The sequence below is a fragment of the uncultured Devosia sp. genome, from assembly GCF_913055165.1.
In the GTDB taxonomy this organism is placed as follows: domain Bacteria; phylum Pseudomonadota; class Alphaproteobacteria; order Rhizobiales; family Devosiaceae; genus Devosia.
In genome coordinates, this window is the sequence record NZ_CAJXJS010000005.1 from 48083 (window position 1) to 67724 (window position 19642).

Consider the following 19642-nt stretch of genomic DNA (forward strand, 5'->3'; position numbering starts at 1 on the left):
ATGGTCGAGGTCGGCAACGCCATTCGTTTCCTGCTCAATGGCGAGGAGATCAGCCTCACTGACGTCGCCCCCGACCTGACCCTGCTCGATTGGCTGCGGCTGGAACGCCGTTTGCGCGGCTCCAAGGAGGGCTGCGCCGAAGGCGATTGCGGCGCCTGTACCGTTCTGGTCGGGCGGCTGATGGATGACGAGATCATCTATGACACCGTCACCGCCTGTATCCGCTTTGTGGCGAGCCTGCACGGCACGCATGTGGTGACCATCGAGCATCTGCGTGGCGAAAACGGCGCCTTGCATCCGGTGCAGCAGGCCATGGTCGATCACCACGGGTCCCAATGCGGCTTCTGTACGCCCGGCTTCGTCATGAGCCTTTATGGCTTGTGGATGCGCAATCCCGACCCCTCGCAGGCGGCGGTGGAAAAGGCCCTGCAGGGCAATCTCTGCCGCTGCACCGGCTATGCACCGATCATCCGGGCCGCGCAATCCATGTCCAGCTATGGCCAGCCGCAGGGCGACCCGCTCTGGGCCGAGCGCATTGCTGTCACCAACACGCTCAAGGCCATGCATGACGGATGTCGTGTCGAAATCGGCGAGGGTGATGGCAAGATCATCATTCCTGCGTCTGTCGACGATTTCGCGGCGGCTTATGAGGCCAGCCCGGACGCAAGGATTGTGGCTGGCTCGACCGATGTGGGGCTTTGGGTCACCAAGTTCATGCGCAGGATCGGCCCGGTCATTTTCATCGGGCATCTGCAGGAATTGAAGCGCATCGCCGAGAATGACAGCGAAGTGCGCTTCTATGCCGGTGTCTCTTACTCGGAAGCGCAGCCGGTCATCGCCGCCAATTTCCCGCAACTGGTCGAGCTGTGGGACCGCATAGCCGGTGAGCAGATCCGCAATATGGGGACGATCGGGGGCAATATTGCCAATGGTTCGCCCATCGGTGACACGCCTCCTCCCTTTATTGCGCTGGGCGCCAAGCTGCATTTGCGCCGCGGCGAGCATCGGCGTGAGATCAAGCTGGAAGATTATTTTCTGGCCTATGGCAAGCAGGACCGGGAGCCAGGCGAGTTCGTCGAAAGCGTGACCATTCCGCTGCTGCCGGCAGGGGAGAAGTTTGCCACCTACAAGCTCTCCAAACGCCGCGACGAAGATATCTCGTCATTGTGCGGCGCTTTCCGGGTTTTCGTGAATGATGCTGGCGTGGTGGGCATGGCCCGCATCGCCTTTGGCGGCATGGCCGCAACGCCAAAGCGCGCCAAGGCCGTCGAGGCCGCGCTGGTGGGCAAGCCGTGGACGATGGAAACCATTGAAGGCGTAGTCGGCCAATTTGCCGAGGACTACCAGCCGATCAGCGATATGCGCGCGTCTGCCGATTATCGCATGCTGGCCGCGCAGAACCTGCTCAAGCGTTTCTTCCTGTGGACCCAGGAGCGGAGTGAGCGGCTGGCGAGGGAGGTGGCCTGATGAACAAGCAGAACATGTCCCTCGCCACACTCCATATGCCCACGCGCCACGACAGCGGCCCCAAGCATGTCACCGGCACCGCCGAATATATCGACGACATGATCGAGCCGGTCGGCACCATGCATGCCTATCTGGGGCTTTCGACCCGCCCGCATGCCGAGATCGCCGGCGTGGACCTTGAGGCGGTGCGATCAGCACCGGGTGTCATAGGGGTGCTGACAGCTGACGATATTCCCGGCGAGAACGATGTCAGCCCCAGCCACAAGCATGACGAGCCGATCTTTGCGGTGGGCGAAGTTCAATTCTGGGGACAGTCGCTTTTTGCGGTCATAGCCGAGACGCGGGATGCCGCTCGGCGGGCAGCGCAACTGGCCCGGATCGACTATCGCGACAGACCGTGGATACCCGATGTCCGCGCCGCACAGGCGGCTGGCGGCAAGTTCGTGACCGAGCCGCTGAAACTGGAGCGGGGCGAGGTCGATGCCGGATTGGCGGCGGCACCCCGCCGGGTCAAAGGCGCCATTTCCATTGGTGGTCAGGACCATTTCTACCTTGAGGGACAAATCGCCTTTGCCATCCCGGGCGAGGATGAGGATGTCACTGTCTATTCCTCGACGCAGCATCCCAGCGAAGTGCAGCTGATGGTCGCGCAGGTGCTGGGCATCCGGCACAGCGCTGTGACCGTCAATGTGCGGCGCATGGGTGGTGGCTTTGGGGGCAAGGAAACACAGGGCAACCTGTTCGCTGCCGTTGCCGCGCTGGCGGCCAAGAAGTGGAACCGCGCCTGCAAGATTCGTCCGGATCGCGACGACGACATGCAGGCGACCGGCAAGCGGCATGACTTCGTGGTCGATTACGACGTGGGTTACGACGACAGCGGCAAGATACTTGCGGTCGATGCAGTCTATGGCGCGCGGGGCGGCTTCTCGTCGGACCTCACCGGGCCGGTCACCGACCGGGCGCTGTTCCACGCCGACAATGCCTATTGGTACCCTGCGGTCCGGGTCCGGTCGGAACCGCTCTACACCAACACCGTATCCAATACCGCTTTTCGTGGGTTCGGCGGGCCGCAGGGCATGGTCGCCTGCGAGCGCTGGGTGGAAGACATCGCCTATGCGCTCGGCAAGGACCCGCTCGACATTCGCAAGGCCAATTTCTACGGCACCGACAGCAATAACGTCACGCCCTATCATCAGGTCGTCGAGGACAATATCGTTCACCGCGTGGTGGACGAGTTGGAAAAGTCATCGGATTACCAGGCGCGACGCAAAGCGGTTCTCGCGTTCAACAAGACCAGCACCACGCTCAAGAAGGGTATCGCACTGACGCCGGTGAAATTCGGCATTTCCTTCACCGCCACCTGGTACAATCAGGCCGGTGCCTTGGTCCATGTCTATAAGGATGGCTCGATCCACCTCAGCCATGGTGGCACCGAGATGGGGCAGGGCCTTTACGTCAAGGTCGCCCAGGTCGTGGCCGAGGCCTTCGGGGTTAATCTCGACACGGTCAAGATCATGGCCACGTCCACCGGCAAGGTCCCGAACACTTCCGCCACAGCCGCTTCCTCGGGTTCTGATCTCAATGGCATGGCTGCATGGGATGCCTGCGAACAGATCAAGTCGCGCATGCTGGCGCATGCGGCCAGGCTCTATGATGCCGACGAGGCGGATTGTCACTGGGTTACCGGCGGATTGAACGTCGGCAAGAAGCATGTGCCTTTTGCCGAATTGGCCGCGTCCGCGTACCTGAACCGGGTGCAGCTTTCGGCGGCTGGTTTCTACAAGACACCCAAAATCCATTGGGACCGGGCCACGGGCCGGGGGCACCCCTTCTACTACTTCGCCTATGGCGCCTCGGTCAGTGAAGTGACCATCGATACGTTCACCGGAGAATATACCGTCGACCGCGTCGACATCCTCCACGACGTCGGCAGATCGCTCAACCCTGCCGTCGATCTTGGGCAGATCGAAGGTGGTTTCATCCAGGGCATGGGGTGGCTGACGACCGAGGAGCTTGTCTGGGACCAGAAGGGCCAACTGCGCACCCACGCCCCCTCGACCTACAAGATTCCCCTGGCCTCGGATGTGCCACCGATCTTCAACGTCAAAATTGCCGAATGGTCGGTCAATCGCGAACCGACGATCGGCCGGTCCAAGGCCGTGGGCGAACCCCCCTTCATGCTCGCCATCAGTGTGGTGGAGGCCCTGGGCATGGCGGTGGCCAGCGTGGCGGACTATCGCCATGCGCCCCGGCTCGATACCCCGGTCACCCCGGAGCGGGTGCTGATGGGGGTGAAGCGGCTCAAGGGGCTCGGCATCTGACATGATGACCCCTGTGTCCCTCGAAGCCTTTTTCGCCGCAAATCCTGATGCGATTGCATGCGAGCTGGTTTCGGTCCGGGGGTCCTCGCCGCGCGAGCAGGGCACGTTCATGTTGGTAGGCCTGGAGGGGGTCCTGGGTACCATCGGGGGCGGAGCGCTCGAATATCTGGTTATCGACCATGCCCGCCGGCTGCTCAAGGACGGCCGCGCCGATGAGGCCATGGACGTGCCGTTAGGCCCGGAAATCGGGCAATGTTGCGGTGGCAATGTCACCGTTTCCCTGCGCTATGCAGATGCGCCCCTGCGCCGGAACATCCTCGCCCGGTTGTCCGCCGAAGCCGCCTCCGCTCCCCATGTCTATGTCTTCGGCGCCGGCCACGTGGGACGCGTTTTGGCCCAGATTCTCGCGCTTTTGCCGGTCAGGCTCGAGGTTATCGATACCCGGCAGGGCGAAATCGATGCCTTGCCGGCGGGCATTCCACATCGTCGGGTTGCCATGCCGGAGGCAGTCGTGCGCAGCGCGCCGCCAGGCAGTGCCTATGTCATCGTCACTCATGACCACGCGCTCGACTTCCTGATTGCCAATGAAGCGCTGGCGCGAACCGATAGTGCCTATGTCGGCATGGTTGGGTCGAGGACGAAGCGGGCGCGGTTCGCGCGCTGGTTCGCCGACCAAGGTGGCGACCCCCGGGTGCTGGAACGACTGATTTTACCTATTGGCGCTCAAGGGCTTGGGGATAAACGACCTTCCGTCATTGCGGCACTGGCGGCAGCGGAAATTATGGTCCACATTGGGGGACGGGAAGTTTCGAACGGGCGCAGGTCCATCCCCAGCAATGAGGGGGTGGCGAGTGGAATCTGACATGCCCAATCGGCTTGAGCTCAGTGGAATTACCAAGCAGTTTCCAGGGGTTCTGGCCAACGACAATGTGTCGTTCGCCGTCAAGCCGGGCGAAATCCATGCGCTGCTCGGCGAGAATGGTGCGGGCAAGTCCACTCTGGTCAAGATGATCTACGGCATCATGCAGCCCGATAGCGGCGAAATCCGCTGGAATGGCGAGCCTGTCGTCGTGCCAAATCCGAAAGCCGCCCGTCGGCTCGGTATCGGCATGGTTTTCCAGCACTTTTCCTTGTTCGAAGCGCTGACCGTGCTGGAAAACATCGCGCTGGGCATGGACGCGAAAATTCCCTCGCGCGAGCTTGAGGCCCGCATCCGCGAGGTTATGCAGACCTATGGACTGGCGCTCGACCCGCACCGGACGGTGGCGACCCTGTCGGTTGGTGAGCGTCAACGGATTGAAATCGTTCGGGCTTTGCTGCTCAATCCACAATTGCTGATTATGGATGAGCCGACTTCGGTGCTGACGCCGCAGGAGGTGGAGCAGCTGTTCACGGTGCTGCGGCAGTTGGCCAGCGAAGGGTGCTCGATCCTCTACATTTCCCATAAGCTTCATGAAATCAAAGCTTTGTGCGATACGGCAACGATCTTGCGGGGCGGAAAGCTGGTCGATACATGCGATCCGAAAGAAGAAACCAGCCGGTCGATGGCCGAGAAGATGATCGGCACGGGGCTCAAGGACATCGTCAAGCCCGCAGGTCGCAGTTTTGGCGAACCGAAGCTTGTCGTTAACAGACTGCTGACGCACAGGACTGGCCATTTCGACGTTCCGGTGACGGATGTGTCATTCACGGTGCGGGCGGGTGAAATTCTCGGCATCGCCGGCGTTGCCGGGAACGGACAGAACGCCCTGCTCGACGCGCTCTCTGGCGAAATTCGCAGCGAGGATCGGGAGGCCATCACCATAGATGGCAAGGCCATCGGCCATATGGATACGACGGAGCGGCGGCGTCATGGATTGTGCGCCGTGCCTGAGGAGCGCAATGGTCATGCGGCGGTCGCAGATTTCAGTCTCTCGGACAATTCGGTGCTGACGGCACGTGACCGGCTCGGAATGGTGGTCATGGGCTTGATCAATTCGGGTGCCGCCAGGACCTATACCGGCAAGGTCATCGCCGACTTTGCAGTCAAGGCCCTAGGCCCGGCTGCGACGGCTGGGTCATTGTCGGGCGGGAATCTGCAGAAGTACATCATGGGGCGCGAAATCCTGCAAAAGCCCACCGTGCTGGTAGTCAGCCAGCCGACCTGGGGGGTCGATGCAGGCGCGGCGGCGGCGATCCATCAGGCCCTGGTGGACCTTGCAGCAGCCGGTTCGGCCATCGTGGTGATCAGCCAGGATCTCGACGAATTGCGGACGCTCTCGGACACGCTGGCGGTGATCAATATGGGCCGGTTGAGCGAAAGCCGGCCGGTCGCCGAGTTCAGCGTTGATGAGATCGGGCTGCTGATGGGTGGGGTTCACGGTGCGGAGGCAGCGGCCTGATGCAGTTTCGTCTGGAAAAGCGTCCCGAACCGTCACGCCTGATGCTCTATGGGACCCCGGTGGCCGCCGTGGTGCTGACCATGTTCATCGGAGCGATCATCTTTTCGCTGATCGGCTATGACGGGATCGGCGCTGTGCGGGAGATATTCTTCACGCCCCTGACCAATGCCTTCAAGTGGCAGGATCTGGGCGTGAAGGCCGCGCCGCTGATCATCATCGGAGTGGGGCTTTCGATCGCCTATCGCGCCAATGTCTGGAATATCGGCGCCGAAGGTCAGTACATCATGGGCGGGCTGGCCGCCCCCTGGGGGGCACTGGCCAGCCACGGGGCGGGGGGATGGTGGACCCTGCCGGCCATGATGATCGCGGGCGTGGCCGGCGGCGCTGCCTATGCAGCAATTCCTGCCCTGCTGCGCACCCGGCTCAACGTCAATGAAATCCTGACCTCGCTGATGCTGACCTATGCGTCGGTGCAACTGATCTACTATCTGGTCCGCGCGCCGTGGAAAGACCCCATGGGCATGGGCTTTCCGCAGACGCGGCGCTTTGCCAGCGAGGCTTTGCTGCCCAACATCATCCCGGGCACGATCGTACATGCCGGTGTGCCCATCGCGATCATCGTGGCGCTGGTGGCCTGGTTCATCATGACCCGGTCCGTGTTCGGCTATCAGATGCGGGTCGTGGGCGCGGCGCCCCATGCGGCCCGCTATGGCGGGTTCTCCGAAAACAAGACCATCTGGCTGGCGCTGTTGGTGAGTGGCGGCCTGGCGGGCCTGGCCGGCATGCTGGAGGTTGCCGGGCCGTTCCAGCGCATGGTGCCGGGCTTCCCCACCAATTACGGCTTCACGGCCATCATCGTTGCCTTTTTGGGGCGGCTCAATCCGCTGGGGGTTATTTTCGCCGGCATTGTGATGGCCATCACCTTTGTCGGCGGCGAGATTGCTCAGACCACGATCGGGCTGTCCAACTCAGCAACAGGGGTGTTCCAGGCGATGATGCTGTTCTTCCTGCTCGCCGGGGACATTCTGGTGCGCTACCGCGTCCGCCGCGTGACGCCGCAGGTGGAGGCGCGCGCATGAGCCTGGAGCTGACCATTGCGATCATTGTGACGGTGGTGGGAGCCTCCACACCGATCCTCATAGCGGCGCTCGGGGAACTGGTGGTTGAGAAGTCCGGGGTGCTCAACCTTGGCGTCGAGGGCATGATGCTGGTCGGCGCGATCACCGGTTTCGTTGTCGCCTTCACGACGGGCAATCACTATCTGGCCATCCTGCTGGCCGCCGCCGCCGGGGTGGCTACCTCGATGATCTTCGGCTTTCTGACCCTCAGTCTTTCTGCCAACCAGACGGCCACCGGGCTGGCTCTGACCATTTTCGGCACCGGGTTTTCCGCCCTTGCGGGGCAGGGCTACTCGGCACGGCCGGTCACCTTGCTCGGCCCGCTGTTCCCGGCCGAACTGGCGACCCATCCCATCTGGCGGGTGCTGTTCGGCTATTCGGCGCTGGTTTACTTCTCCCTGGCCATGGTCTTTGCGGTCTGGTGGTTCCTCAAGAAGAGCCGCGCGGGATTGATCCTGCGGGCCGTGGGCGAGAACGATCTGTCCGCGCATTCCATCGGCTATTCGGTGATCGGTGTGCGCTATGCCGCCGTGGCCTTCGGTGGCGCCATGGCCGGCATAGCGGGCGCGTGCTTTCCGTTGCTGCTCACCCCGCAATGGGCCGAGCGCATGACCGCCGGGCGCGGCTGGATTGCCGTGGCGCTGGTGGTGTTTGCGAGCTGGAAGCCGTTCCGGTTGCTGGCCGGTGCCTATCTCTTCGGTCTGGTCATGACCATGGAGCTGTACGCCAAGGCGAGCGGAGGGCCGCTATCGGCAATCCCTGCCGAACTCTGGTCCGCCATGCCCTATCTTGCCACCGTCGTCGTGCTGGTGCTGATATCGATCCGCCGCGACGCATCCACCAATGCACCGGCCTGCCTTGGCAGGCCATTCCTGCCCTCCAATTAGGCCAGCGCGCAATGACTGACCTGATCATCAAAGCCCGTCATTCAGGAGAAATGTGATGACTCTGAACCGCCGTTCAATGCTCAAGGCCGGTGTAGCTGCCGCCACCCTGCCGCTGCTGGGCAGCAAGGCCTTCGCCCAGTCCGAGCCGCTCAAGGTCGGCTTCATGCTGATCGGTACCGTAAACGACAATGGCTGGAATTTCGGCCACGCTCAGGGTGCCAAGTTCATGAAGGAGCAGCTGGGCGACCTGGTTGCCGAGCCGACCATTGTCGAGAACGTGCCTGAGGGGCCGGACTGCGAGCGCGTGCTGCGTGAGTTGGCTCAGTCTGGCCACAAGCTGATCTTCGCCACCAGCTTCGGCTATGGCGACTATGTCATCAAGGTCGCCGAGCAGTTTCCGGATGTGACGTTCGAGCACGCCACCGGCTATCAGCGCTCGGCCAACGTGGCTACCTACAATGCGCGCTTCCACGAAGGCCGCGCTGTTTGCGGCACCATTGCAGGCCACATGTCCCAGACCGGTAAGGCCGGCTACATCGGCTCGTTCCCCATCCCGGAAGTGGTGATGGGCATCAATGCCTTTGTGCTCGCCGCCCGCAAGGTGAACCCGGACTTCACCATCACCCCGGTCTATATCTCGACCTGGAACGACCCGGCCAAGGAAGCTGACGCTGCTCGGGCCATGATCGATCAGGGCATCGATATCATCGCCCAGCACACCGACGGTCCGGCCGCCCTGCAGGTTGCCGAAGAGCGCGGTATCGTGGGAGGCTTCGGCCAGGGTGCAGACATGTCTGCCTTTGCTCCCAACGCCCAGCTGACCTCGATCATCGACCACTGGGGTCCGCACTATGTGAACTCGGCCCAGGCCGTGATCGACGGCACCTGGGAAACCGGCGACCGCTGGCCGGGCCTGAAGGAAGGCGAGGTGCAGATCGGGCCCTATGGTCCGAAGGTTCCCGAGGACGTTGTTGCCGCTGCCGAGGCCGTCAAGAACGGTCAGATCGACGGCTCGTTCAACATCTTCACCGGTCCGATCAACGATCATACCGGGGCCGAAAAAGTGCCCGCTGGCGTGACGCTGACCGATGCAGAACTGCTCAGCATGGACTGGTATGTCGAGGGCGTCATTCCGCCGGCCTGATCCGCGTTTGAAGGGCCAGCGGGATCGCCGGCCCATTCTTCTCCCCATCGGGGAGAAGGTGGCGCGCAGCGCCGGATGAGGGGGTGACCGCCGCGAGTCAGGAACGCGCGGGTGGCACCCCCTCACCGACTCAGCCTACGGCCGAGCCACCTCTCGCCGATGGGGAGAGGAATAGAAGGGGACGACAATGGGCGATCTGGCAATCTTTTACGAATGGGCGATGTTTGCGGCGCGTTGGCTGCATGTCGTGACGGCCATCGCCTGGATCGGTTCGTCCTTCTATTTCATCGCGCTCGATCTTGGCCTGCGCAAGACGCCGAGCCTGCCGCCGCTCGCCCATGGGGAGGAGTGGCAGGTGCATGGCGGCGGGTTCTATCACATCCAGAAATATCTGGTGGCGCCGGAGTTCCTTCCCGAGCATCTGACCTGGTTCAAGTGGGAGAGCTATGCGACCTGGCTATCCGGCGTCTTGTTGCTGGCTCTGCTCTACTATGTCGGGGCGGATCTGTTCCTGGTCGATCGCAATGTGCTGGACGTGCCGAGCTGGGTCGCCATCCTCATTTCCGCGGGCTCCATCGTGCTGGGCTGGCTGCTCTACGACACGCTGTGCAAGTCGCCGATCGGTCAGTCGACCACAGGGCTGATGCTGGTGCTTTTCGCCATCCTGGTGGCGATGAGCTGGGGATACACGCAGCTCTTCACCGGCCGCGCCGCCATGCTCCATATGGGCGCCTTCACCGCCACGATCATGACCGCAAACGTCGCCATGATCATCATTCCCAACCAGCGGATCGTGGTGGGGGACCTCAAGGCGGGGCGGGTTCCGGACGCCAAATACGGCAAGATCGCCAAGCAGCGCTCGCTGCACAACAACTACCTGACGCTGCCCGTCATCTTCTTCATGCTCTCGAGCCACTATCCGCTGGCCTTTGCCACGCAGTGGAACTGGATCATCGCGTCGCTGATCTTCCTCGTAGGCGTTGTCATCCGGCACTATTTCAACACCCGCCACGCCCGCAAGGGCAATCCGCACTGGACATGGGCGGTCGCGGTTATCCTGATGCTGGTCATTGCCTGGCTCTCGACCTCGCCCAAACTGCCCACCCCCGGCAGCGAGACGCTGGTGACGGCGACCGGAGAGAAATTCATGGCAACCGAGCACTTTGCCGCTGCCAGCCTGGCGGTGCAGACGCGCTGTGCCATGTGCCACACCCCCGAGCCGGTCTGGGAGGGTGTCTATGAGGCGCCCAAGAATGTGATCCTCGACAACGACATCGCCATTGCCAACAATGCGCATCAGATCGCCATGCAGGCGGGCTGGAGCCACGCCATGCCGCCGGGCAATGTGACTGAAATGACCGATGCGGAGCGCGCTCTGCTGGTCGAATGGTATCGCGAAGGATCGGGATCATGAACCGGACGGTTCTGCGCGGGCGCGTGCTGAGCTTTCACCGCGCGCCACAGGCCATAGACGACGTCGAGAGCTATCTCTATCTCGAGGACGGTGCCGTCAGCATAGAGGACGGGATCGTCGTCGCGGTCGGAGACTTCGACAGCGCGGAAACGGCTGAGGCGATGGTGATCGACCACCGGCCCAACCTCATCATGCCCGGCTTCATTGATCTGCATCTGCATTATGTCCAGAGCCAGATGATGGCGGCCTATGCTGGCTCACTGCTCGAATGGCTCAATACCTACACCTTCATCGAGGAACAGAAGTTTTCGCAGCAGGGCCATGCTGACGCCGTCGCCGTAGACTTCTACGACGCGCTGATCCGGCACGGCACGACGACAGCTGTAGCCTATTGTTCGAGCCATCCGCGCTCGGTCGATGCCTTCTTTGCCGAGGCCCAGCGGCGCAATATGCTGATGGTCGGCGGCAAGGTGATGATGGATCGCAACGCGCCCGAGGGCCTCTGCGATACGGCCCAATCGGGCTATGACGATACCAAAGCGCTGATCGCTCGCTGGCATGGCCGCGGAAGGGCGCTCTATGCGATTTCGCCGCGTTTTGCCATCACCTCGACGCCGGCGCAAATGGAGGCAGCGCGCGCACTGGCTGACGAGCACCCCGATTGCTACGTGCAGACGCATTTGAGCGAAAACGACGCCGAAATCACCTACTCCATGGAGCTCTACCCCAGCTCGCCGGACTATACGGGAATCTATGAGGATTTTGGCCTGCTGGGCCGTAAGACGCTACTGGGTCATTCGATCCACCTCAATCACCGGGAAACCGGGGTGTTGGCGGAGACTGGCGCTGTGGCGGTGTTCTGCCCCACCTCGAACCTGTTCCTGGGCTCTGGCCTGTTCGATCGTGAGCGGCTGGTGAGCCATGGCGTGCGTGTCGGCATTGCCACCGATATCGGCGGGGGAACAAGCGTATCCATGCTGCGCACGCTGGACGAGGGCTACAAGGTGCTGCAACTGCGCGGGCAGAGGCTCAACCCCTTCGCCTCCTTTCACATGGCGACGCGCGGCAATGCCGAAGCCTTGGGGCTTGAAGGGACGATCGGTTCGATCGCGCCGGGCATGGCAGCAGACCTGGTGGTGCTCGATTCGGCCGCGACACCGACCATGCGATTGCGGCACGCCACGATGAGCACGCTGGCTGAGGAATTGTTCCTGCTCCAGACCATGGGCGACGACCGGGCGATTGCCGAAGTCTATGTGGCTGGCGCAAGGGCGAAGTCGACTTTAGGCGGGTTGTGAGCCATTTGCGCTTCGCCTAGTTTGCGGCGGGCCTCCCCTCCCAGGGGAGGCGTAGAAAGAGCGAGACGTCACCCATGACCGACTACCTGACCAAATCCGGGCTTTCCGTGCACAAGCTGCTTGTCGACTTCGTCGAGAACGAAGCGCTGCCGGGCCTGGCAGTATCGGTGGATCAGTTCTGGGATGGTTTGGCATCGCTTGCCCGCGAACATGTGCCCACCAATGCGCGGCTGCTGGCCAAGCGCGACGACATCCAGGCCAAGATCGATGAATGGCACCGCAAGTACGGGCCGGTGGCCAACAATCCGCAGGGCTATGAATTCTTCCTCAAGGAGATCGGCTACCTGGTGCCCGAGCCGGCCGACTTCACCATCGAGACCGAAGGGCTGGATCCGGAAATCTCCAGCATTTGCGGGCCGCAGCTGGTGGTGCCTGTGTCCAACGCCCGCTATGCGCTCAATGCCGCCAATGCACGCTGGGGCAGCCTCTATGATGCGCTCTATGGCACGGATGCGATTTCGCGCGAGGGCGAACTGGCGCCGGGCCAGGCGTTCAATGCCAAGCGCGCGGCAGCGGTGGTCAACCGGGCGGCGCAGTTCCTGGATGAAGCGTTTCCGCTGACCACGGGCAGCCATGCCGATGTGACGTCCTATGTCGTCGCCGAACAGGGCGGGCTGGCCAATCTGGTCATCGATACCAAGGCCGGACCGGCGGTGCTTGAGGACAAGTCTGCCTTTGTCGGCTATGCCGGGGCGGGCGAAAAGGCCGAGATCGTGCTCCGGCACAACGGTCTGCACGCGGTTCTGGTGATCGACCCGTCAAACCCGATCGGGGCCACGCACCCCGCCGGGCTCAGCGATGTGATCGTCGAAGCGGCACTGACCACGATCCAGGATTGCGAGGACTCGGTTGCCGCGGTCGATGCCGAGGACAAGGTCGGCGTCTATCGAAACTGGCTCGGGCTGATGCAGGGCAATCTCGAAGATACCTTCGAAAAGGGCGGCAAGACCATCACCCGCAAGCTCAAGGCGGACCGGGTCTATAAGGGTGTTGATGGCAACGAACTCGTGCTCAAGGGCCGCTCGCTGCTGCTCGTGCGCAATGTCGGGCACCTGATGACTACCGACGCGGTGTTGCTTGACGGCAAACCGATCGGTGAAGGGCTGATGGATGCGGCGGTGACCGCGCTCTGCGCCATGCATGACACCGGCGCCAATGCGCGCAACGGCGCGATCTATGTGGTCAAACCCAAGATGCATGGACCCGAAGAAGTGGCCTTTGCCTGCGCCATTTTTGCTTCCGTCGAAGGCTTCCTGGGCCTCAAACCCAATACGATCAAGATCGGCATCATGGATGAGGAGCGCCGGACCTCGGCCAACCTCAAGGCGGCGATCTATGAGGCGCGCGCCCGCGTGTTCTTCATCAATACCGGCTTCCTCGACCGCACAGGCGATGAAATCCACACCTCGATGGAAGCGGGCGCCGTGCTGCGCAAGGATGAGATTAAGTCCGAAAAGTGGATTGCTTCCTATGAGGACCGCAATGTGCTGATCGGTCTGGCCACGGGCTTCTCGGGCAAGGCGCAGATCGGCAAGGGCATGTGGGCACGGCCGGACGATATGGCGGCGATGATGGATGCCAAGATCGGCCACCCGAACGCCGGTGCCAATACGGCTTGGGTACCCTCGCCGACGGCAGCAACCCTGCATGCGCTGCACTATCACCAGGTCGATGTGTTCGAGGCGCAGAAGCGTCGCCACAACCAGGCGCTGCCGGGACTGTCCGAGCTATTCTCGATGCCGGTGCAGGCGCCTTATTCGCTGAGCCGGGAAGAGATTACGCGCGAGCTTGAAAACAATGCCCAGGGTATTCTTGGCTATGTGGTGCGGTGGGTGCAGCAGGGCGTGGGTTGTTCGAAAGTGCCGGACATCAACAATGTGGGGCTGATGGAAGACCGCGCCACCTGCCGGATTTCCTCGCAGGCCGTCGCCAATTGGCTGCGGCATGGCCTCGTCAGCCGCGACGAGGTGACCGCGGTCTTCGAGCGCATGGCGGCAGTGGTGGACGAACAGAATGCGGGCGACCCGCTCTATCGTCCCATGGCCGATAATTTCCAGTCGATCGCCTTCCAGGCGGCGCTGGACCTCGCCCTGCATGGTGCCGATCAGCCTTCTGGCTATACCGAGCCGCTGCTGCATGCCGCGCGCCGCAAGGTCAAGGCGCGGGACGCACACTGAGCATAAAGGAAGGCCCGCCATCTGGCGGGCCTTCTGGTATTATTCGCAGGTGAAGCTCTCGTGGCTCTTTTCGTCGCCGCCAGCATAGCGGGCGACAAGCGGATGCGGGCAGAGCTTGCGGGTCGCGTCGATGAGATCCGGGACATATTGATTGTCCGGGGTGGCTGTGGCGACCAGGTGAGACGGGGATGTGCCATTTTCGACCCATTCGACCAGAGCCGTAAACGCATCGAACTTGTCGGTGGCCGGGCTGCCCGAGCCATGGCCCATGCCGGGTACGGTGTAGAGCAGGGCGAAATCCTCGGCATTGCCGCCATTATTGGCATCGAGTTGCTCATACCAGCGGATGGTGTCGAGGGCCGAGAAGACCGGATCGCTCATGCCGTGGAAGACGATCATCTTGCCCCCGGCGTCGCGGAAGTCGGCCATTTCGGGGTTGTCCACGTCAGTCGGTGTCATGAAGTCCATGGGAGACTCCGTGAATGTCGCATCGGTGGCATCGACGGTGGCGTCGGTATCGAAGTCATAGCCGAGCAGGAACTGCTCCAGGGCGGCTGGGCTGCCTTCCACCTGGACTGGCGGGTTGGAGAAAATCTGTGCGAGAGATGATGCGCCCATGGTGGCAATGAGCGGCATGTTATCCCAGGGCGGAATGGGGCTCTCAAGCTTCCAGAAGCGCCAGTCGCCCGATTCAATGCCACGATCCCACGCCCAGTTGGAATAGAGAGCCTCGCCCTTGGAATTGGTAGGGCCGGCATGGATGCGTCGCAGAGCCTCGACCTGGGCCGGGCTCAGGCAGGCCTCGGTGGCGTTGCCCTCGCAAGTGAGCGTCGAAATGTCGAAAGTCGACTGGCAAGCGGGGCTGTCGGCGATGACGCCGTCTTCGAGGCCATCAAGGCTGTCGCAGGCGTTGAGGACGGCGTCGGAAACCAGCTTGAGGTCTTCGGGCTTGAAGGCCGTGCGCACATCGCCGCTGATCGCCTTGAAGCTCTGGATGTCCCAGGCGTGCTGGATTGCAGCGCGCGGCAGGTTGAAGCCGGGAAAGGCCGCCAGGATGCCATCGAAGGCCTCGGGTGAACGCGTCGCCTGTACCATGGCATGGCGGCCGCCATTGGAGGCACCGACGCCATAGCTATAGGCGATCGCCTCGCCATAATAGTCCTCGACCAGCTTGGTGGCGACAGGATTGAGCTTCATCACTGCGCCATAGCCGTAGTCGCTGCGCGCCTCGGGGTCGAAGCCGAACTTCGCGCCACCCGCCAGACCTGCCTCGGGATGAACCGAACCATCATGGCCGGCATCGCTGGAGACCACGGCATAGCCGCGGGACAGGGCTGAATCGGCCGGATCGCCATTGAACAGATTGCCCATGGCGGGGACGACGGTGCCATCATTGCCGCCATTGAACTGGTGCACGAAACGACCGTTCCAGTCGTCCGGCAAGCGGAGCTCAAAGCTGACCTTGTAGATATTGCCATCAATGCCGGTGCGCTCCCCGACATGGCCGCGAACCAAACAATGAGCGACCGGTGCCTCGTCTCCAACCGGCGTCGGTGTAGCCTCGGCAATCACGAGGTCCTCCACCCCGAAATCATGCCCAACGAGTTGGCCGCAGTCGATGGCTTGGGCCTGGGCCACTCCGGCCCAGCCAGCAGCTGCCAGCAACGTGCCCAGCGCGACGGAATTCCGCCAAACTGAAGTCATTTTCTCCTCCCTTAGAGCATCCGCGATGCACCCTGATTGTTATGTAGAATATCAAATCGAGCAAGGCCTCGGCCTGGAGGAGGCTGAGAGGCTTGACCGGCGCGTGTGACGGCGCCCGAAAATCGCAGGCATTTCAGTGAGCTGAGATTTATCGATTCAGCCGGCCGACAAGGGTGTGCTGTGGACAAGTGCCGCGCCGCGAAAATGAGGTGCGTGCCTCAGGTCAGAGCGTAGGTCGGGAGGGTGATGGATGTGCCGGCCCGCTCGATCACCACGTCATTGGCGACCATGTCGATGGCCGTGTTGATCGGCTCGCCAGTCCCCATATTGCGCGCATATCGCGGGTGAGCGCCTGAGGCGATCAGCAGACGCAGGCGGTGGCCGGGGCGGAAGCTGTGAGCCGTTGCGTGCAGGGGAAAAGTCAGGTGCCAGGCGCCGTCTGCATCGGTCGGGGTGTCCGGCGTCACCCGGACGAAGCCGTCGCAAATGTTTCGCGATACTCCTGCGGAATCGACATCGTTCAGACGGACGAAGAAATCGGCATGAGGCAGGCTGGCGCGGGCCGTAAGGGTCACTTGGCACTGGCCGATCACTATCAACTCGCTGGTCAACACCCGGCCGGTGTAGGTGAGAACGTCGGCGCGGTCTTCGAGGCGCGCATTGTCCACGGCGCCAGCTTCCGTAAAAGCGAATATGGCGCCGCCAAGATTGGGTGTCGGGTCAGCCGGATCGTAGCGGTATCGATCGGTCTCCCCGGTTTCCGCGCAGGTGGACGTCAAGGCTCCACTATTGCCGACAAAAAGGGTCTGCGGAGATGGCGGGCCCGGTGGATAAGCGTCGAACTCGTGCCATTCGTCGCGTCCTGAAATGTGGATGCGGACGGGGCGGCGGCGCAGCTGAGACTTATCGCTCATCAACCACGCACGCATCCAGATCAGGGTCTCCCGCAAGTTGTCGCGCTGCAGTTCCTCGGCGACGTGGAACCAGGTTCCGATGGTCAGAAAGGGGCGGTGCCCAAGTGAAACCAGCTTCTGGTAGTCTTCCAGCAGCGGGTCCAGCATGAAGTCGTACCAACCGGAGATGAAGTGAACGGGCGGGGTCTTGCTCGTCAGCCTGTGGCGGTGGTCGAGTTCGGCCCAGAAGGCGTCATTGGCGATCGCATGTTCGAACCAATGACGCCAGAAACTGACCTTGTGTCCCACGGCGACCTTGTCGGCCTCGAGCAGGGGCAGCGTCGCGGCGGCCCGCTCTGTGCGGCGCTCGATGTCTCCGGAGAACATGCGGGCCGCGGTAGTTATCGGCTTTCGGCGCAATCCCTCCACGACCTGCACCCAGGAGAGCCAGAGATTGAGATGGAAGGCGCCTGAGGGGAAAACGACCGGGCGGAAGTTCGCCGTGGTGACCTTGGTTGCCAGGGCGGCGGTCTCGGGCAGGGCATCGCAGATCGCCCATTGGGCGTAACCGAGATAGCTCGGGCCAGTCAGGCCAATGCGCCCGTCAAACCAGTCTTGTTGCTTGATCCAAGCCAATGTCGCGAGGCCATCCGCGCGCTCATTGGCAAAAGGGTCGAATTCGCCACCAGAGCGTTCGGTGCCGCGGCAGGCCTGGATGATGACGTGAAAGCCACGCTCGGCATAGGCCTCGGCTATGCCGCCAAAGCCGCGTCGCCCATAAGGCAGGCGCATCAGAATGGTCGGGTGGGGCCCGGGCGTGTCTGGCGCATAGTGGTCGGTCTTCAGGACTACCCCGTCGTCCATCGTCAGGGACAGACCCCGGCGCTTGCGCACACCATTGAGGCGCGGCGGCAGATCCTCCACCCATGCCAGATAGAGGGAGGAGAGGCTCATCAGGTCAGCTCACAAAGTCGAACTTGTCGACGTCGAACAGGCCACGATCGGTCATCTTGAGGTGCGGGATGACAGGCAGGGCGAGGAAAGCCACCTGCAGGAAGGGTTCGGGTAGGACGCAATCAAGCGCCTTGGCGGCGTCGCGCAAAAGGTGGAGATCATGGGCCACTTCTTCAAAGCTCTTGAGGCTCATGAGACCCGCAAGGGGCAGGGCCAGTTCGGCCGTCACTTGCCCAGCGTCGGCGACCACGAAGCCGCCGCCGAGTTCGATCAGTCGGTTGACTGCGGCGGCCATGTCCCGATCGGTGGCGCCGACCACGGTGATGTTGTGGCTGTCATGACCCACCGAGGAGGCAATGGCGCCCCGTTTCAACCCGAAGCCGGTGACAAAGCTGCGACCGATATTGCCGTTCCGGCCATGGCGCTCGATGACGGCGACCTTGATGACATCGGCGTCCAGATCGGGCTGCAGGCCCTGCTCGGTGCTGGCGAGGGTCGCCTCTTCGCGGAAGGTGAGGATAAGGCCAGGCTTGACCCCGATGACGGGCACGCGGTTCTGACCGGTCTTGGGCTCGGTGACGAAGGCATTGGCGGTGACCGGCCTGGCCTTCATGGACCGCAAGCCAACCGGGGAGACCGCGCCACGCGTTTCGAATAATTGCGGTGTGACCAGGCGTCCGCCAGCGATGACGTCGGAGACACGGCAATCCTCGAGGCTGTCGAGAATGGCGATGTCGGCACGCCAGCCGGGGGCGACCAGACCCCGGTCGCTCAGGCCGAAAATGCGCGCCGCCGAATGGCTGGCTGCGCGGTAGACATGGTGCAGGGGGCGGCCTTTGGCGATAAGGCGTCGAATGGAACTATCGAGGTGCCCTTCCTCGGCGATGTCCAGGGGATTGCGGTCATCGGTGCATAGGGCAACGAAGCTGGAGGTGTTCTCGTCCAGGATTTCGGCCAGGGCATTCAGGTCTTTGGAGACTGAGCCCTCTCGGATGAGGATTGCCATGCCCTTGCTCAGCTTCTCGCGCGCCTCCGTAGCGCTGGTCGCCTCGTGGTCTGTGCGGATGCCGGCGGCCAGATAGCCGTTGAGCGCTTCCCCCCGCAATAAAGGGGCATGCCCGTCGATATGTCCGTCCTGGAAGGCCACCAGCTTGGCCAGAATGCCCGGATCGGCATTGAGCACGCCGGGGAAATTCATCATTTCGGCCAGGCCAACAACCTTGGGGTGCGCGCGGAAGGGCAGGAGGTCGTCGATCTCCAGTTGCGCCCCGGCTGTTTCGAAGGCAGTGGCAGGCACGCAGGAGGACAGGTTCACGCGGACGTCCATGATGGTGCGCTCGGCACAATCGAGGAAGTAGCGGATGCCTTCAGCGCCGAGCACATTGGCGATCTCATGGGGATCACAGAGTACGGTGGTGACGCCGTGAGGCAGCACGCAGCGGTCGAATTCCAATGGGGTGACGAGCGAGGACTCGATGTGCAGATGCGTGTCGATAAACCCCGGCACGGCAAAGCGACCGGTGCCGTCGATGGTCTGTTCGCCTTGGTACTGTCCGTGAGTGCCCACAATGCGGTCGGCGACGATGGCGATGTCGGTGGTGGTGACCGCGCCGGTAATGACGTCCAGCAGACCGATATTGCGGATGACCAGATCGGCTGGTGCCTTGCCCTGTCCTGCCATGATCATGCGGCTGAGCAAGGCGGAGCTGGTCATGGTGTTATTCTCATTGTTGATCATGCCGAAAGGTCCGCTTCCGGCAGCGCCTCGTCAAGTCCCTGTGAACGCTGGACAAGGAACTCTCAAGAGCGGCGCCCGTTGGTCTG

13 protein-coding genes are annotated in these 19642 nt (G+C 62.5%); 10 read left to right on the forward strand and 3 right to left on the reverse strand.

All coding sequences use genetic code 11. From position 1 onward, the window contains the following. From xdhA to QZ564_RS03265, 10 genes are all read left to right on the forward strand, one after another. Nucleotides 1–1467: a xanthine dehydrogenase small subunit gene (gene xdhA / locus QZ564_RS03220; protein ID WP_297104482.1), complete on the forward strand. Its 1467-nt coding sequence runs from the start codon at nt 1–3 to the stop codon at nt 1465–1467. After that, nucleotides 1467–3788, forward strand: coding sequence for a xanthine dehydrogenase molybdopterin binding subunit (xdhB, locus tag QZ564_RS03225; protein ID WP_297104485.1), 2322 nt, complete (start codon nt 1467–1469; stop codon nt 3786–3788). The genes xdhA and xdhB overlap by 1 nt, the downstream gene beginning before the upstream one ends. Before the next feature lie 4 nt (nt 3789–3792). After that, a complete protein-coding gene (gene xdhC / locus QZ564_RS03230) occupies nt 3793–4650 on the forward strand; it encodes a xanthine dehydrogenase accessory protein XdhC (protein ID WP_297104489.1) in 858 nt (285 codons plus the stop codon). A 1-nt stretch (nt 4651) separates the two neighbouring features. Further along, nucleotides 4652–6169, forward strand: coding sequence for an ABC transporter ATP-binding protein (locus QZ564_RS03235; RefSeq protein WP_297104491.1), 1518 nt, complete (start codon nt 4652–4654; stop codon nt 6167–6169). Further along, nucleotides 6169–7248, forward strand: coding sequence for an ABC transporter permease (locus QZ564_RS03240; RefSeq protein WP_297104493.1), 1080 nt, complete (start codon nt 6169–6171; stop codon nt 7246–7248). Before QZ564_RS03235 ends, QZ564_RS03240 begins: the two co-directional genes overlap by 1 nt. A 2-nt stretch (nt 7249–7250) precedes the next feature. Further along, nucleotides 7251–8174, forward strand: a complete 924-nt coding sequence (locus QZ564_RS03245) for an ABC transporter permease (RefSeq protein ID WP_297104669.1) — start codon at nt 7251–7253, stop codon at nt 8172–8174. Between the two features lie 55 nt (nt 8175–8229). Further along, nucleotides 8230–9318, forward strand: coding sequence for a BMP family ABC transporter substrate-binding protein (locus QZ564_RS03250; RefSeq protein WP_297104496.1), 1089 nt, complete (start codon nt 8230–8232; stop codon nt 9316–9318). Between the two features lie 187 nt (nt 9319–9505). Beyond that, a complete protein-coding gene (locus QZ564_RS03255) occupies nt 9506–10732 on the forward strand; it encodes a urate hydroxylase PuuD (protein WP_297104499.1) in 1227 nt (408 codons plus the stop codon). Continuing rightward, nucleotides 10729–12030, forward strand: a complete 1302-nt coding sequence (gene guaD / locus QZ564_RS03260; RefSeq protein ID WP_297104501.1) for a guanine deaminase — start codon at nt 10729–10731, stop codon at nt 12028–12030. Before QZ564_RS03255 ends, guaD begins: the two co-directional genes overlap by 4 nt. A gap of 74 nt (nt 12031–12104) precedes the next feature. Next, nucleotides 12105–14267 carry a malate synthase G gene (locus tag QZ564_RS03265; RefSeq protein ID WP_297104504.1) on the forward strand — a complete coding sequence of 721 codons (2163 nt, stop codon included), beginning with the start codon at nt 12105–12107 and terminating at the stop codon, nt 14265–14267. Nucleotides 14268–14306: 39 nt separating this feature from the next. Here QZ564_RS03265 and QZ564_RS03270 read toward each other — a convergent pair whose 3' ends face one another. The 3 genes from QZ564_RS03270 to ade form a co-directional block, all read right to left on the reverse strand. Next, entirely contained in the window at nt 14307–15971 is a 1665-nt protein-coding gene (locus tag QZ564_RS03270) for a tannase/feruloyl esterase family alpha/beta hydrolase (RefSeq protein WP_297104507.1), read from the reverse strand. Nucleotides 15972–16189: 218 nt separating this feature from the next. Further along, on the reverse strand, nt 16190–17818 hold the full coding sequence (locus tag QZ564_RS03275; protein WP_297104509.1) for a CocE/NonD family hydrolase: 1629 nt from the start codon (nt 17816–17818) through the stop codon (nt 16190–16192). 4 nt (nt 17819–17822) lie between these two features. Continuing rightward, nucleotides 17823–19532: an adenine deaminase gene (gene ade / locus QZ564_RS03280; RefSeq protein WP_297104512.1), complete on the reverse strand. Its 1710-nt coding sequence runs from the start codon at nt 19530–19532 to the stop codon at nt 17823–17825. Nucleotides 19533–19642 lie beyond the last annotated feature (110 nt).